Below are 14397 nucleotides of genomic sequence, written 5' to 3' on the forward strand. Positions count from 1 at the left end.
ACCTCCGCAAGTTCAACGCATCGCCGCACCTGCATCAAGCGTGAAAGCTTCCCGGAAAGTGGCACGCCGCTTTCCGCCCCGCCCCCAGTTCCGCCAGCGGCGGCCTCACCTCCGCGCAGACCGGCTGCGCCACGGGGCAGCGCGCGCGGAAGGCGCAGCCTGTCGGCAGCGACAGCGTCGAGGGCGGCTCACCCGCCAGGATCACGCGCTCGCGTCCCGGCTCGGGCACGGCCGAGGTCAGCGCCACCGTGTAGGGATGCAGCGGCCGCGCGAAAAGCTCATGCGCCGGGCCTTCCTCGACGATGCGGCCGAGATACATCACCGCCACGCGGTCGCAGAAGGCGCGCACCACGGCGAGGTCGTGCGCGATGAAGAGGTAGGACAGGCCGAGCCGCTCGCGCAGGTCCAGCATCAGGTTCAGCACCTGCGCCTGCACGTTCACGTCGAGCGCCGAGACCGGCTCGTCCGCGACCACGAGGTCCGGCTCCAGCGCCAGCGAGCGCGCGATGGAGACGCGCTGCCGCTGCCCGCCGGAGAATTCATGTGGGAAGCGCTGCGCCCATTCCGGCTTGAGGCCGACGGTCGCCATCAGGTCCAGCACGCGCCCGCGCGCCTCGGCTTTCGTCTTCGCGCGGCCATGGGCCAGCAGCGGCTCGGCTAGCACGTCGCCGACGGTCATGCGCGGGTTGAGCGAGGCGTAGGGGTCCTGGAAGACCATGCCCATGCGCGGGCGCAGGGGGCGCATTTCGGCGGCGGTGAAGTTCGTGATGTCCTGCCCGTCGAACTCCAGCGTGCCGGAGGTCGGTGCGTGCAGCCGCGTGACGAGGCGCGCGAGGGTGGACTTGCCGCAGCCGCTCTCGCCCACGATGCCCAGCGCCTCTCCGCGACGCAGCGTCAGGTCTACGCCGTTCACGGCATGCACGACGGGCACCGGTCCGAAGAAGCCGATGCGGCTGAGGGGAAAATGCTTCACCAGGTCGCGCCCCTCCAGCAACGGGCGCTCCTCGGGCGCGGGCGTGCGATAGGCGGCCTCGGCCGCGATGGGCGGCGGGGGGAGGGGGCTGCCGTCCATCGTCACCCAGCAGCGCGCGCGGCGGCCGGGGGCGACCTCCATGAGCGGGGGATGGTCGGTCTCGCAGCGCGCGAGCTTGAAGGGGCAGCGCGCGGCGAAGCGGCAGCCGGGCGGCGGGTCGAGCGCGCTCGGCGGCCCGCCCTCGATGGAGACCAGCCGTGCCCCCGCCGGGCTGTCCAGCCGCGGTACCGCATTCACCAGCGCCCAGGCATAGGGATGGCGCGGATCGGTAAGGACGGCCGCCGTCTCCGCCTCCTCGACAATCTCGCCCGCATACATCACGGCCACGCGCCGGCAGACCGTGCCGATGACGCCGAGGTCGTGCGAGATGAGCACGATGGCTGTGCCGAACTCCTGGTTCAGCCCGCGCATCAGGTCGAGGATCTGTGCCTGGATGGTGACGTCGAGCGCCGTGGTCGGCTCGTCGGCGATGAGCAGCGCGGGATCGTTCGCGACGCCGATCGCCAGCATCACGCGCTGCCGCATGCCGCCGGAGAATTGGTGCGGGAAGGAGGCCGCCGCGCGCTCCGGCGCGGCCACGCCCATCCGGCGCAGCAGGTCCACCGCGCGCAGCTTCGCTTTCGCCGGCGTCTGGCGGCCGTGCGAGACCATGTGCTCCGTCACCTGGCGCAGGATGCGGATGACGGGGTTGAGCCCGGTCATCGGGTCCTGGAAGACCATGGCGGCGCGATCGCCGCGCCAGCTGCGCAGCTCCTCGCCGGACATCTCCAGCACGTCGCGGCCCTGGAAGCGGACGGAGCCGCCGATGATGCGCGCGGGCTCCTCCAGCAGGCGCATCAGCGAGAGCGCGGTCACGCTCTTGCCCGAGCCGCTCTCGCCGACGATGCCGAGCGTCTCGCCGGGGCCGACGGTGAAGGAGACCCCGTCCACCGCGCGCACGGCGCCGGCATCGGTGAGGAAGACGGTCTGGAGGTCCGTGACCTCCAGCACGGGGACGGTGCCGGGATTCCTCAACGTCCGCGTGTCCGTGGGTCGAGCCAGTCGCGCAGACCGTCGCCGAGGAAGTTGAAGCCGACGACGACGGTCAGTATGGCGAAGCCCGGGAAGGCCGCGACCCACCATTGCTCCACCAGCTCGCGCCCCTCGGCGACCATCGAGCCCCATTCCGGCGTCGGCGGCACCACGCCGAGGCCGAGGAAGGAGAGGCCCGCGAAGGTCAGGATGGCATTGCCGAGGTCGAGCGTGACCAGCACGGCGAGCGGCCCCAGCGTGTTGGGCAGGATGTGCCGGCCGAGAATGCGGATGGGCTTCAGCCCCAGCACCGTCGCGGCCTCGACGTATTCCTGGCTGCGCTGCACCAGCGCCAGCGCGCGAGCGAGGCGCGCGAATTTCGGCCACCAGACGACGAGCATGGCGAGGATCGTGTTGGTGCTGCCGATGCCGAGCGCAGCGGCGATGGCGAGTGCGAGGATGATCGGCGGGAAGCACAGCACGAGGTCGGTGAAGCGCATCAGCGCCTCGTCCACGAAGCCGCGCGCCCAGGCCGCGACGATGCCGATCGTGACGCCGATCGCCGCACCCAGCAGCACCACCGAGAAGCCCGCGAGCAGCGAGAGCCGCGCGCCGAAGATGAGCCGCGAGAGCACGTCCCGACCCAGCACGTCGGTGCCGAGCCAATGCGCGGCTGAGGGCGGCGCGAGGCGGTTCACGATGTCCTGCGCATGCGGCGGGTAGGGCGCGATGAGCGGCGCGAAGAGCGCAATGAGGATCCAGGCGAGCACGATCGCGCTGCCCACCCAGGCCGGCCCGTAGCGGCGCAGCCGGCGGCGCCAGCGCGGCCGTGTCGCCGGCATGGCGACCAGTGTGGCGCTCAACGCCGCACCCGGGGGTCCAGCGCCGCGTAGGAGAGGTCCACCAGCAGGTTCACCAGCAGGTAGGTCGCCGAGACCACCAGCGTGATCCCCATGATCGCCGGGAAATCCAGCGCGGCGGCGGACCGAAACGTGTAGCGTCCGAGGCCGGGCCAGGAGAACACCGTCTCCGTCATGACCGCGCCCGCGAGCAGGTTCGCATAGGCGAGGCCGCCCAGCGTCACGACAGGCACTAGCGCATTGGGCAGCGCGTGGCGCAGCACGATCACGCGCGCCTTCAATCCTTTGGCGCGCGCCACGCGCACGAAGTCCTGGCCCAGCGCGTCGAGCATCGCGGCGCGCGTCGTGCGCGTGATCAGGCCGATCGTCGCCGCCGCCAGGACCACCGCCGGCAGGATGAGATGCGCCGCCGCGTCCCACCAGGCTTCCCAGTCGCCGGCGAGTGCGGCGTCGAGCAGGAAGAGTCCCGTCGGTCCTTCGGGCGGGAAGGCGATGGGGTCCATGCGCCCCGGGCCCGGCGCCCAGCCGAGCCAGCCGTAGAAGATCGCCAGCATGATGAAGGCGAGCCAGAAGGTCGGCGCCGAGACGCCCAGCAGCGAGATCGCCCGAGCCAGGGAATCCACCCAGGTGTCGCGCCACACGGCGGCGGCGATGCCGAGCGGGATGCCCACGCCGATCGCCAGCAGGAAGGCGATGGTGGCGAGCTCCACCGTCGCCGGCGCGTATTGCACGATGTCGTCGAGGACCGGGCGGCGCGTGGCAATCGAGATGCCGAGGTCACCATGGACCAGGCCCTGGAGGAAAATGCCGTAGCGCTCCCACAGCGGCAGATCGAGGCCCCATTTCGCCCGCCATTCCAGCACCGTCTGCGGGTTGGAGGCCTGGATGTCGCCGAGCTGCGCCAGCACGGGATCGCCCGGCACCAGCGCGGAGATGAGGAACACCACCAGGCTGGCGAGCAGCGCCATCGCGACGGCGGACAGCAATCGGGTCGCGATATATCGCGGCAATGAACGTGAACTCCCCTGTTGCGGCCATCCTGCCCTCGGCGAAGGACCGCAATCAACTTCGGTGCGTTAAGGGAACGGCCCCTTACGCAGGAGTCACGTGCGCCATCTCGAGCTGCCATCCGGCGGCGGTCAGGGGGAAGGCCTTGATGTTGTTGCGCACCGCGATCTGGTAGATCGGCTGGAACAGGATGAAGTGGTGCGCCTCGTCCACCACCTTGCGCTGCCACTCGATCCAGAGGTTCGCCGCGGTGTCGAGGTTCTGCTCCTCCGAGGCGCGCTTCACGAGGTCGGTCATTTCCGGCGGCACCGTCCAATGGACGCGCCTCGCGACGCGCTCCACCACTGCGCTCGCCCAGAGGTCATTGCAGACGGCGGGCGGGTTCCAGAAGGTCAGCACGCCGCCAGCCTCGCGGCCCTGGGTGTAGACGGTGCGGATGTTCACCTGGTCCATCGGATTGAGCCGCACGCGGATGCCGACGCGCCCGAGATCCGCCTGCAGCTTCTGCCCCAGCACCTGGTAGGAGATGCCGGCGACGGCCGCGTTGCCGTAGGCGATCTCCATCTCGAAGCCGTCCGGCACGCCGGCCTGCTGGAGCAATTGCCTGGAACGGTCGAGATCCTGTTTGAAGCCGATCTCGCGCGCGATCTGCTCGGTGCTGCCGTTCACGCCGATCGGCAGGAAATGCGCGGGACGCAGGGCGACACCGCCGAGCAGGTTGTTGAGGATGCCGTCATAGTCGATGGCGTGGCCGATCGCGTGCCGCGCCTCCTTCTTCGCCAGCACCGGGTTGGCAGCCGGGTTCTGCGTGACGGCCATGTAGACGAAGTCGAGGCTCGGCAGCCGCTCCATCCGCACGTTCGGGTCACCGCGCAGCGTCGCCATCTGCTCGGGGATGAGGTTGAAGGCCGCATGCACGTCGCCGCGACGTACCGCGAGGAGCTGCGCGGCGCTATCGGACAAATGCCGGATGATGACGCGCTCGAAGGCTGGCGCCGTGCCCCAGTAATTCGGGTTGCGCTGGAGCTGGATCTGGCCGTTCCGCTCCCAGCGCGCGAGGCGGTAGGGACCTGTGCCGGCGGAGTTGTTGTTCAGCCATTCCGTCGCGCGGTCGGTGTCCTTGGCGCCGGGACCGGAGGTGGCGCCCTGGCGCGTCAGCACGGCCTTTTCCGTGATGCCGCAGCCGGGGTTGCAGAAGATCGGCAGCACAGGCGCGTTGGGGGAGTTCAGGATGAAGTCGACGGTCTGCGCGTCCACCACCTCCACGCGATCGACGGCCTTGATGTACTGCTGCGTCTGTTCCTGCATGCCGAGGATGCGGTCGAAGGAGAATTTCACGTCCTCCGCCGTCATGGTCGCGCCGCTGGCGAAGCGCACGTTGGGCCGCAGGGTGAAGCGCCAGCCCTTGCCGTCGGGCGTGCGCGCCCAGGAGGTCGCGAGCATGGGCTTGGGGTTGATGAGGTCGTTCGCCTCCAGCGTCATCAGGCTGTCGTAGCAGGCGGCCAGCGTCATCGGCGGCGTGTACTGCGCCTGGCGGACCGGGTCGAAGGTGATGGTGTCCGAGATGTCGAGGCCGATGACGAGGGTGTTTCCCCGCGCCTGCGCTAGGGCGTGGCCCCCCGGCAGAAGCGGCAGCGTCGCGGCGGTGGCGCCCAGAAGCCGCCCGAGGTCGCGGCGCGAGAGTGACGTGACGGACATGGCGGATTCCCCCTGGGCGGCCCTGTATCCGGGCCGTGCGGCGCAGATGCTAGGTCGTTGCGGGGGCGGCGGGGAAGGGGGAAAACACGTGGCTTAGCCTGGCTCAGCCGGCGATGACGGCCTCTCCGGTCGCCGGGATCTCCTCGCCGAGCGGGCGCCAGCTGCCCTGCACCAGAACCTCGGCCGGCTTGTAGCCGGCCTTGTAGGACATCTTCCGGCTCTCCGGGACCCAGTAGCCCAGATAGACGTAGGGCAGGCCGCTGCGGTTCGCCTCGTTGAGCAGCCACATCACGGCGAAGGCGCCGAGGCTGCGGCGGTCCTCCTCGGGCGCGAAGAAGCTGTAGACGGCGGAGAGCCCGTCGGAGAGCCAGTCGGTCAGGCAGCCGCCGAGCAGCCGCCCGCCCGGCTCACGGAACTCCACGATCCCCGTGGTGATGGGCGTGTCCTCGACCATGGCGCGGTAGTCGTAGAAGCCCATCGCGGCCATGTCGCCGCCGGCGTGGCGGGTCTGCTGGTAGTGTTGGAACAGGGAGAATTGCTCGGCCGTGGCGCGGGCGGGCGTGGCACGGACCTCGACGTCGGCGTTGCGGGCCAGCACCTTCCGTTGCGTCCGGTTGGGCACGAAATCGGCCGCGCGGACGCGGATGGGGATGCAGGCGCGGCAGCCGGGGCACACCGGCGAATAGGCGATGTTGTGGCTGCGGCGGAAGCCGGCGCGCGAGAGCTTGTCGTGCAAGGCCTCGGAATCCGGGCCCGTGAGCTCGGTCACGATCTTCCGCTCCGTCCTGCCGGCCAGATAGGGGCAGGGGAGTGGCGTCGTAGTGTAGAAGAACTGCGGGCGTCGGGTGCGGCTTTGCAAGGCTCCAATCTCGCCGCTTGTGCGGGGGATTTCAATAGGATCGCGCGACACGGCCGCGGGCACCGCCGAGCGGCCGATCGAGCGCCGCTGACGATTCGCCCGCGGTGCCGTCGCAATCCGGGGCGCGCGGCCCCATCTCACCCCAAGGCGGAGCCATCCAGGCGACCTTCCGCGCAAATGGAAGGAACAGGAATGGCTCGCCACAAATTCTGCGTCGGTCAGAGCGTCGCCCTGATCGCGAACGGCTTCTTCAAGGCGAAGAGCGGCCCGTACAAGGTGCTGCGCATCCTGGCCAATGACGGCGTCGACTGGGAGTACCACGTCAAGCACGTGGGCGACGGGCATGAGCGGATGGTGCGGCAGAGCGAGATCCTGGGCGAGGCCGCGCCCGGCTGACGCCGGGGCGGCCTGGCCGCATGGAGCTACTTCCGTCGTGCCTGCCGCGCGGCGTATCGGGCGTCGCGCGCCAGCTTCTGTTCCTTCACCAGCGCGATGGCCTTGGTCTTTGCGGCGAGCGCATTGGCGGCGAGCTCGCGCTCGGCCTCCTCCGCAAGGGCACGGCTGGCGGCGGCCTCGGCCGCCGCGGCGGCTGCAAGCTCGGCGGCAGCGAGCGCCTGGGCTTCCGCCGCGGCGCGAACCTCAGCCTCGCGCTTCGCGATGCGTTCCCGCCGCGCTTCGGCGAGAGCCACGCGCTCTTCGGTCCGTGCGATGACGGCGGGGTCGTCCTGTCGTGGCAAGAGCGCAGCGAACCGTGCCTGGGCAGATTTGCGCGCCGCTTCCGACGCCTTCGCGCGATCCTGATGGCGGTCGCGCTGTGGGCTTTGCATGGAGATGGGGTGGTTTCCTGTATGTGAAGGTCGTGGGGAGGCCGCGGCGCCGCCTCAGCCGAGAATGGCGAGGACGATGTCGCGTAGCTCGGCCTGGGACAGGCCGATGGAGGAAGCCGCCTCGGAGGGCGACTTCACCTGGGGCAGCTGCTGCTTGGAGTGGATGCCCGCGCTGTTCTGGACGTGATGGTTGGTCTGAAAGTGATTCATGTGTGTGTTTCCGGCGGGCGCTCTCATTGGCACCCTGCCGTATCCTTGATCGATATGGTTCGTCCGCTGTCCAGGACTGGACACCGGATCAATCTTTCCGTGAGAGGGCCGGCGATGGACGCAAGATCTGCGTCAGACATGCGGGCCCGAGCCAAAAAGGCTGATGCGCCCTTGTAGGGGGCGGGAGCCGGAATGGCAAGAATTTTCGTGTGACGATTGGCAGAAGCCGCAAACGGTTGCTGCAAACCTCCATTCCTGATGTCGGCGAGAAAGGTGGGGAACTCCGGATGGCCGGCCTGTTTGGCCGGAATTTATCGATTTTTTCCGGAATATTTGTCTCGTCGGCGGGAGCGGCGAGGAAGGGGCGTCCGGTGCGGCTTCGCCGCCTATGGCGTGGATTTGACTCGCTTCCGCCCGGCGCCGGCCTTGCCGTGTCCTTTCCGGGCCTCGGCCAGGAAGCCCTCGATGTCGCCGGAGAGGATCCAGGGCAGATGGCGGTCCACCTTCTCGTCGGGCCAGTCCCACCAGGCGGTCGCCTTGAGGCGGGCCGCAGTCGCCTCGTCGAAGCGCCGTCCGATCGGGCGCGCCGGGTTCCCGGCGACGATCGCGTAGTCCGGCACGTCCCGTGTCACCACCGCCCGCGCGGCGACGACCGCCCCGTCGCCGATCGCGACGCCGGAACCGATGAAGGCCCCGTCGGCGATCCAGACGTCGTTGCCGATCGTCACGTCGCCCCGCGTCACATGGTCCTCGTTGCCCGGCGGCGCGCTCGGCCAGTACTGACGCAGCGCGCAGAAGGGGTAGGAGGAAACGGAATCCGTCCGGTGGTTGCCGAGCGCGATGACGACACCTCCTGCGATCGAGGTGAATTTGCCGATGCGCAGCCGGGCCAGGTTCGCCTCGTAGACCTTCGGAGCCCCGTAGGTGTGGTCGCCGATCTCCCAGCCGGAGGTCTCGATGAAGGCCTGGAACCTGTCGCGGGTCCTGGTGTGGTGAGGGCGGTCCCGCCAGTCGATCCGGGTGACGCGGCAGAACTCCCGGCCGCGCCCGTCGAGCCCGACGAAGCCGTCGCCTTGGGGCGTGAGCTGGCGGGGCCGCCGCCGTGGGCCCCGGAGCAGGAGGAGGTCGCTCCTATCGGCCAGCCAGGCCCTGGCGCCGAGCGGGTTCGGCTCCGGCACGATCCGCCCCTCGGGGAGGAAGCGCATCAGCCAGGGCTGCTCCTCGCCCGGCATGACCACCTGCCAGCAGTCCGTGGGCGAGGGGATGCCGGGCTTCGGGCGCTTCGCCATGGGGCGCCTCAGCCCTTGGTCCGGGTTTCCGCCAGCAGGCACAGGATCTCGAACATCATCGTGGCGCCGACCATGGCCGTGTTGCCGAGCGGATCGAAGGGCGGCGAGACCTCCACGAGGTCCGCGCCGAGAAAATTCAGGCCGCGCAATCCGCGCAGCAGGCGCATGGCCTCGCGCGGCGTGAAGCCGCCGACCTCGGGCGTGCCGGTGCCGGGGGCGAAGGCCGGGTCGAGGCTGTCGATGTCGAAGGTGAGGTAGGCCGGGCCGTCGCCGATCACGCGGTGGGCCTCGGCGATCACGCCTTCCGGCCCCAGCTCTTCGCATTCCTCGATGCGGAGGATGCGGATGCCGGCGCCCATGGCCCATTCCATGTCGTCGGTCTCGTAGAGTGTGCCGCGGATGCCGATCTGCACGACGCGCTTCGGATCGAGGATCCCCTCCTCGATGGCGCGGCGGAAGGGTGTGCCGTGCGTGTAGCGGCTGCCGCCGAAATAGGTGTCGGCCGTGTCGGAATGCGCGTCGAAATGCACCATGCCGAGCGGCGGCAGCTCCGGCGCGGCACGCTTCAGGCCGCGCAGCAGGGGCAGGGACATGAGGTGGTCGCCGCCCGCGCCCAGCACCCAGGCGCCCGTGGCGCGGATGGCGGCGACGCGCGCCTCGACCAGCTCCAGCGTCTTCATCACGTCCACCGGGTTGGTCTCGGCATCGCCCAGGTCAGCCACGCGGCAGAGCTTGTAGGGCTCGACCAGGCTGACGGGATGCACGCGCCGCATGAGCGTCGAGGCGTCGCGCAGCGCGCGCGGGCCGTGGCGCGTGCCGGGGCGATTGGTCACCGCACCGTCGAAAGGGATGCCGAGGATTGCGATGTCGATCCCCTCCGCCGATTCGCGGATGGGTAGGCGCATGAAGCTGGCCGGCGCGGCGAAGCGGGGGGTAACCAGCCCGTCCACGGGCCGCAGGACGTCGTTCGGCATGCTCGCTCCTCAGGGCTGCGCCTGGAGAGCCTGAACGTCGCGTCGCGCCCGGGCAAGCCGACTCAGTCGCCGGGACGCAGGCCTGCCGTCTGCACCACGCCCCGGAATTTTTCGAGCTCGGCGGCCCAGAAGGTGGCGAAGTCACGCTGGCCGCGGAAGACGATGGGTGTGGCGAGACGATCGAAGCCGGCGATGACGGCCGGCGCGGCCAGGGCGCGGCGGCAGGCGGCCTCCGCGCGAACCAGGAATTCGGGCGGCGTGCCGGCGGGGGCGAAGACGCCGGACCAGATGGAGTAGACGATGTTCAGGCCGTGCTCGCGCAGAGTGGGCGTGTCGGGAAATTCCGGCACACGGCGCTCGGACATGATCGCCACCGCATGCAGGTTGTTGCCGCGCAGCGTGCCGGGCTGGTCAGCGAAGATGGAGACATCGCCGCGTAGCAGCGCCGTCACCGCCTCCGCATTGCCGCGATAGGGCACGTGCGTCATCTCGACGCCCGCCGCGCGGGCCAGCGCCACTGTCGCGATATGCGGCAGCGAGCCCGGGCCGGTGGAACCGAAGTTGAAGGCGCCGCGGGCCTCGCGGGCGCGGCTGAGCAGGATCGGAATGTCGCGGATCGGGCTGTCGGGCGCGGACATCACCACGACGGGCGTGTCAGCCACCTGGCAGATCGGCGCGAAATCGGCGGGGCGATAGGGGAGGTCGGCGCGGAAATGCGGCTGGATCGCCATGGCGGCGATCGGCGAGATGAGCAGGGTCTGCCCGTCCGGGCGGGCACGCGCCACCTCGGCGGCGCCGATGCCACCCGCGGCCCCGGCGGTGTTCTTGATGACGACCTGGGCGCCGAGCGCGGCCGAAAGCTCCGGCGCGAGGATCCGGCCCATGAGGTCGGTGGGCCCGCCGGCCACGAAGTTCACGACGAGGGTGATGGGCGCCTGGGCTTGCGCCCGGACCTGGGCCGGCAGCGCGAGGCCGAGCGTCATGGCGCCGGCGAGCAGGAGTCGCATGGAGGTGTCCTTCCCTGTTCGGCGGCGTCTGTCGGCCGCTCGAGCGGCGAGCCTAGGTCCTGCGGAGCGTCGCCGTGAAGCGGTACTTCCCCGACGCGGGCGCATGCGCTACTGAGGCGGCGGTCGGGACCCGTAGCTCAGCTGGATAGAGCGCTGCCCTCCGAAGGCAGAGGTCGATGGTTCGAATCCATTCGGGTCCGCCAATTTTCCATGAAGCATCCGATCAGCGACACGGGGCCGAGCGCTCGTCACGTCGTGCGCCCGGGGGCCGTCCTAGGTTGAGGAGGCCGCCCAGTTCACCCGCTGCTCCGCCAGCGGCCCGACTGCACCCGGGCAGCGCATGCCGCCCGAAATCGCCGGCAGCTACCGAGGTGCGGCCGGCGTCGAGGTCCCCGGACCTTCGCCCATGATCAGCAGGACCGTCGGCTCGTCCTTGGCGCCGTCGTAATGGATGCCGCGCGCGAAATGCGTGACGAAGCTCCCCGCGCCGACCGGAACCGTGGCGGCGGGGTTGAACTCCGTGCCGGTCCCCATCCACCAGGTGCCCGAGAGCACGGCGATGAAGCGGTCATGCGGATGGGAGTGCGGGCGGGACATATGCCCCGGCAGCCAGCGCGTCATCACCACATAGAATCCGGGCCGCGAGGGATCGCCGACCAGCACAGCCTGCTGATTGCCGTTGGCCGTCACCGGCCCCCAGGGGATCTGGTCCGGCAACCGGAAGGCGATGGCCGCGGGATCCAGGCTCTGCCCTTGCCCCTGGCCCATCGCGGACAGGGAGAGCATCGCCAGCAGCAGCGCGCGTTTGAACATGAGCGTTCCTCCGGGCGTTGCTCAGGCCGGGACTGCGGCCGGGGAGGCGCCCGTCCGCCCCGGTTTCCGCGCCGTCGGAATCGGTCGCACCCGTCGCCCGAACCGTTCGGCTTCCTCGCCATGAAGGTAGCCCGACAGGCGGACGCGGTGGCAATCGATTTCGAGGGGATGCTGCAGCGGGTGGGGAAGGGCGCGTCGGCTCCGGACACATGGGCCGCGCGCTTCCGCCGCCGGTTGCCCGGGCCGCGCATCGATTGAGGCCGCGACCCCCTGTCCTCCAGATATGCAATTGCGTATCATTTGCAATAGATCGCCACTCGGCGGTCCAAACCGGATCCGAGGCGCACCTCCTTGCCAGACACCAGCCTGATCGTCCTCAGCGAGGGCGAGCCCCTGACCCTCACCTACGAGGGCGCCGCCGCCTATCACGGGCATGCGGCCCTCGCGATGCTCGCGCTCACCTACCAGGGGCTGCGGGGCGCCCTGGCCCGCCTCTCGCCTGAGGGTCCGGCGCCGAGGGTGCAGCTCTCGGTGCTGAGCGGCCATCCCGGCCCCGGCGTGCGGGACGCGATCGAGTTCGTCACCCGCGCCACCACGCGCGGCGCCTACCAGGTGGACCGCAGCTTGCCGGAGGCGCGCCTCAACCCTCACCTGGAGATCTCCTACAGCTTCCGGATCACGCTCGGCGACCGGACGGTCCAGGCTGCGCTGCGTCCGGGCGTCCTGCCGGACCGCTTCTTCGAGCTGGTCGGCACGCCAGCGGAGCGCCACACCCCCGAGACCCGGGCCGAGGCCGCCGCCCTCAAGCGCAGCATCGCCGCGCGCGTGCTGCAGGAGGCCCCCGAGGCGCTCTATGAATACCGCTGAGATCGCGGCTGCCCCACGCACGGCGCTGCTGCTCACCTGCGGCCACGCGGGCGAGGCCGGGGCGGCATTGCGGCGCTTCTCCACGCCGGAGCGCCAGGTCGTCGCCCTGGACCAGTATGCGCTCGACGACACGCCGCTGGAGGACTTCGCCGGCCTGCTCATCGGCATGCACAGCGACCAGCGCTTCCTCGCAGCCCGCGCGGACCGGCTGGAGCGCTACCTGCGCGCGGGCGGGACGGTGGTGGCGAGCGGCCACCATGCCTACCCCTTCCTGCCGGGCGTCTCGCTCTTCCACCCCGCGGCCGCCGGCCATCTGCGGGACCTCGAGATCCACCGCGAGGCGGAGCACGCGATCTGGGAGGGCGTGACCGCGCGCGACCTCACCTTCCGCCGCGGCGTCGCCGGCTTCTACGGCCGCGGCTGGCACGAGCCGCCGGAAGGCGCGCTGGTGGTCCACAGCCTTGGCCCGCAGCGCATGCCTCTGGACATCCTCTGGCGCGTGGGCGCGGGGCGCGCGCTGCTGCACGGCGGCAACGACCTCTGGCAGTTCGGCGGCGGCAGCGGCGATTCCGCCGGGCGGATCGCGCCGCAACTGCTCGCCTGGATCCTCGACCGGACGGAGATCGCCTGATGCTCGCGGTGCTGGACGGCGGGACCTACTATCACCACGACGCGATCCACGGCCCGCGCTACCGCGCGCTGTTCGACCGCGTGATCTACACGCCCGAGCTGGCGCCGGACTCGCTCGACGGCGTCTCGGTGCTGCTCGTGGCCGATCGGAACAACCCGGTGCTGCTGCGGCGGCATGCCGGGCTGCTGCTGGACCATTGGCGCCGCGGCGGCACCCTGGTCGTGCTGGGCGAGAACGAGTCGGAGAGCTGGCTGCCGGGCGTCGCCTGGTTGCCGCGCCCGACCAACTTCTGGTGGTGGCTGGAGCCGGGGGCCGTGCCGCCGCACCTTTATCCGCGGCCGGATCACGAGCTCTTCCGCCACATCGCGCCGGCCGACGCGGTCTGGCACTTCCATGGCGTGCTCGCGCCGCCCGCCGGCGCCGAGACGCTCATCGCCGTGCCCGCGGATCCGGAGGGGCGCGACACGGGCGGTGCGCTGTTCTACGACGACCGCGTCTCGGCGCCGGGCCGGCTGATGGTCGCGACGCTGGACCCCTTCTACCACCACGGCAGCCACTTCATGCCGGCGACCACGAAGTTCCTGGACGGCTTCCTGCCTTGGATGCGGGAGCTCTCGCGGGGCTGAGCCTGGAGAAAACAGATGCAGAGGGTGCTCGTGGTCGGCTGCGCCGGGGCGGGAAAATCGACCTTCGCGGTCGAGGCGTATTTCCGCGCCTCGGGGAACGAATGACGCCCTCCATTTCGCTCCGCGACGCATCCCCGGACGACGCCGAGGGCCTTGGCGCCATGCACGTCGCCGCCTGGCGCGAGACCTATGCGGGCCTCGTGCCGGACGGGATGCTGGCGGGCCTGTCGGCTGAGGGCCGGGCCGCCACCTGGTCCCGGATGCTGCGCGATCCTTCCGCCTTCGACGGGACGGCCGTCCGCATCGCCGAAGAGGGCGGGTGCATCGTGGGCTTCGGCGCGACCTGCCGGCAGCGGGATCAGGGCCTGCGGGAGGCGGGCTTCGATGCGGAGATCAGCGCGATCTACCTTCTCCGGTCGCACCAGGGCCTGGGCCTCGGTGGTGCCCTGATGCGGGACATGGCGTCTGCGCTGCGACACGGCGGGCATGCGGCGGCGAGCTTGTGGGTGCTGCGCGGGAACGCGGCCGCCCGCGGATTCTACGCGCATCTCGGCGGCGAGCTGTTGCCGGCCGAGAAGGTCGACCGGCGACCGGAGGCCACCCTGGTCGAGGTCGCCTATGGCTGGCGCGACCTCGCCTTATTGGCCGCCGGGCCGGCGTGACCGTCCCGGCGGGTCTCCGGCC

At 70.6% G+C, this 14397-nt stretch carries 16 protein-coding genes and 1 tRNA gene; 6 read left to right on the forward strand and 11 right to left on the reverse strand.

The annotated features are described in order from the left end of the window. Nucleotides 1-34 precede the first annotated feature (34 nt). The 5 genes from AC1ROY_RS23760 to AC1ROY_RS23780 form a co-directional block, all read right to left on the reverse strand. Nucleotides 35-2047: an ABC transporter ATP-binding protein gene (locus AC1ROY_RS23760; protein WP_493151381.1), complete on the reverse strand. Its 2013-nt coding sequence runs from the start codon at nucleotides 2045-2047 to the stop codon at nucleotides 35-37. Continuing rightward, complete coding sequence (locus AC1ROY_RS23765; protein ID WP_493151382.1) at nucleotides 2044-2907, reverse strand: ABC transporter permease; 864 nt, start codon at nucleotides 2905-2907, stop codon at nucleotides 2044-2046. The genes AC1ROY_RS23760 and AC1ROY_RS23765 overlap by 4 nt, the downstream gene beginning before the upstream one ends. Then, entirely contained in the window at nucleotides 2904-3914 is a 1011-nt protein-coding gene (locus AC1ROY_RS23770; protein WP_493151383.1) for an ABC transporter permease, read from the reverse strand. The genes AC1ROY_RS23765 and AC1ROY_RS23770 overlap by 4 nt, the downstream gene beginning before the upstream one ends. Nucleotides 3915-3996: 82 nt before the next feature. Further along, a complete protein-coding gene (locus tag AC1ROY_RS23775) occupies nucleotides 3997-5610 on the reverse strand; it encodes an ABC transporter substrate-binding protein (protein WP_493151384.1) in 1614 nt (537 codons plus the stop codon). Between the two features lie 103 nt (nucleotides 5611-5713). Next, the gene (locus tag AC1ROY_RS23780) at nucleotides 5714-6478 is read right to left on the reverse strand and encodes an arginyltransferase (RefSeq protein ID WP_493151409.1); all 765 of its coding nucleotides are present in this window, start codon (nucleotides 6476-6478) and stop codon (nucleotides 5714-5716) included. A gap of 183 nt (nucleotides 6479-6661) precedes the next feature. Between AC1ROY_RS23780 and AC1ROY_RS23785 the strand changes: the two genes are divergently transcribed. Continuing rightward, on the forward strand, nucleotides 6662-6865 hold the full coding sequence (locus tag AC1ROY_RS23785) for a hypothetical protein (RefSeq protein WP_493151385.1): 204 nt from the start codon (nucleotides 6662-6664) through the stop codon (nucleotides 6863-6865). A 26-nt stretch (nucleotides 6866-6891) separates the two neighbouring features. On the opposite strand, the gene AC1ROY_RS23790 is transcribed toward AC1ROY_RS23785, so the two are convergent. The 5 genes from AC1ROY_RS23790 to AC1ROY_RS23810 form a co-directional block, all read right to left on the reverse strand. Continuing rightward, on the reverse strand, nucleotides 6892-7296 hold the full coding sequence (locus AC1ROY_RS23790) for a DUF6481 family protein (RefSeq protein ID WP_493151386.1): 405 nt from the start codon (nucleotides 7294-7296) through the stop codon (nucleotides 6892-6894). A gap of 54 nt (nucleotides 7297-7350) precedes the next feature. Beyond that, nucleotides 7351-7506 (reverse strand): hypothetical protein, encoded by a 156-nt coding sequence (locus AC1ROY_RS23795; protein WP_493151387.1) that lies wholly within the window; start codon nucleotides 7504-7506, stop codon nucleotides 7351-7353. A 386-nt stretch (nucleotides 7507-7892) separates the two neighbouring features. After that, a complete protein-coding gene (locus AC1ROY_RS23800; protein ID WP_493151388.1) occupies nucleotides 7893-8795 on the reverse strand; it encodes a CatB-related O-acetyltransferase in 903 nt (300 codons plus the stop codon). An 8-nt stretch (nucleotides 8796-8803) separates the two neighbouring features. Then, entirely contained in the window at nucleotides 8804-9769 is a 966-nt protein-coding gene (gene speB / locus AC1ROY_RS23805) for an agmatinase (protein ID WP_493151389.1), read from the reverse strand. A 62-nt stretch (nucleotides 9770-9831) separates the two neighbouring features. Next, on the reverse strand, nucleotides 9832-10776 hold the full coding sequence (locus tag AC1ROY_RS23810; protein WP_493151390.1) for a Bug family tripartite tricarboxylate transporter substrate binding protein: 945 nt from the start codon (nucleotides 10774-10776) through the stop codon (nucleotides 9832-9834). 126 nt (nucleotides 10777-10902) lie between these two features. On the opposite strand from AC1ROY_RS23810, the gene AC1ROY_RS23815 reads away from it, so the two are divergent. Next, nucleotides 10903-10979, forward strand: a tRNA-Arg gene (locus AC1ROY_RS23815). A 160-nt stretch (nucleotides 10980-11139) separates the two neighbouring features. Here the strand turns inward: AC1ROY_RS23815 and AC1ROY_RS23820 are convergent. Continuing rightward, on the reverse strand, nucleotides 11140-11589 hold the full coding sequence (locus tag AC1ROY_RS23820) for a cupin domain-containing protein (RefSeq protein ID WP_493151391.1): 450 nt from the start codon (nucleotides 11587-11589) through the stop codon (nucleotides 11140-11142). A 351-nt stretch (nucleotides 11590-11940) separates the two neighbouring features. Between AC1ROY_RS23820 and AC1ROY_RS23825 the strand changes: the two genes are divergently transcribed. The 4 genes from AC1ROY_RS23825 to AC1ROY_RS23840 all read left to right on the forward strand — a co-directional run bounded on the left by AC1ROY_RS23825 (nucleotide 11941) and on the right by AC1ROY_RS23840 (nucleotide 14375). Continuing rightward, the gene (locus tag AC1ROY_RS23825) at nucleotides 11941-12456 is read left to right on the forward strand and encodes a hypothetical protein (protein WP_493151392.1); all 516 of its coding nucleotides are present in this window, start codon (nucleotides 11941-11943) and stop codon (nucleotides 12454-12456) included. Beyond that, nucleotides 12443-13087, forward strand: coding sequence for a hypothetical protein (locus AC1ROY_RS23830; RefSeq protein WP_493151393.1), 645 nt, complete (start codon nucleotides 12443-12445; stop codon nucleotides 13085-13087). The genes AC1ROY_RS23825 and AC1ROY_RS23830 overlap by 14 nt, the downstream gene beginning before the upstream one ends. Then, nucleotides 13087-13713 (forward strand): hypothetical protein, encoded by a 627-nt coding sequence (locus AC1ROY_RS23835; protein WP_493151394.1) that lies wholly within the window; start codon nucleotides 13087-13089, stop codon nucleotides 13711-13713. Before AC1ROY_RS23830 ends, AC1ROY_RS23835 begins: the two co-directional genes overlap by 1 nt. Before the next feature lie 101 nt (nucleotides 13714-13814). Next, nucleotides 13815-14375 carry a GNAT family N-acetyltransferase gene (locus AC1ROY_RS23840; RefSeq protein ID WP_493151395.1) on the forward strand — a complete coding sequence of 187 codons (561 nt, stop codon included), beginning with the start codon at nucleotides 13815-13817 and terminating at the stop codon, nucleotides 14373-14375. The last annotated feature ends 22 nt before the right edge of the window (nucleotides 14376-14397 follow it).

Source organism: Roseococcus sp. GW821-FHT12F05 (assembly GCF_058806835.1).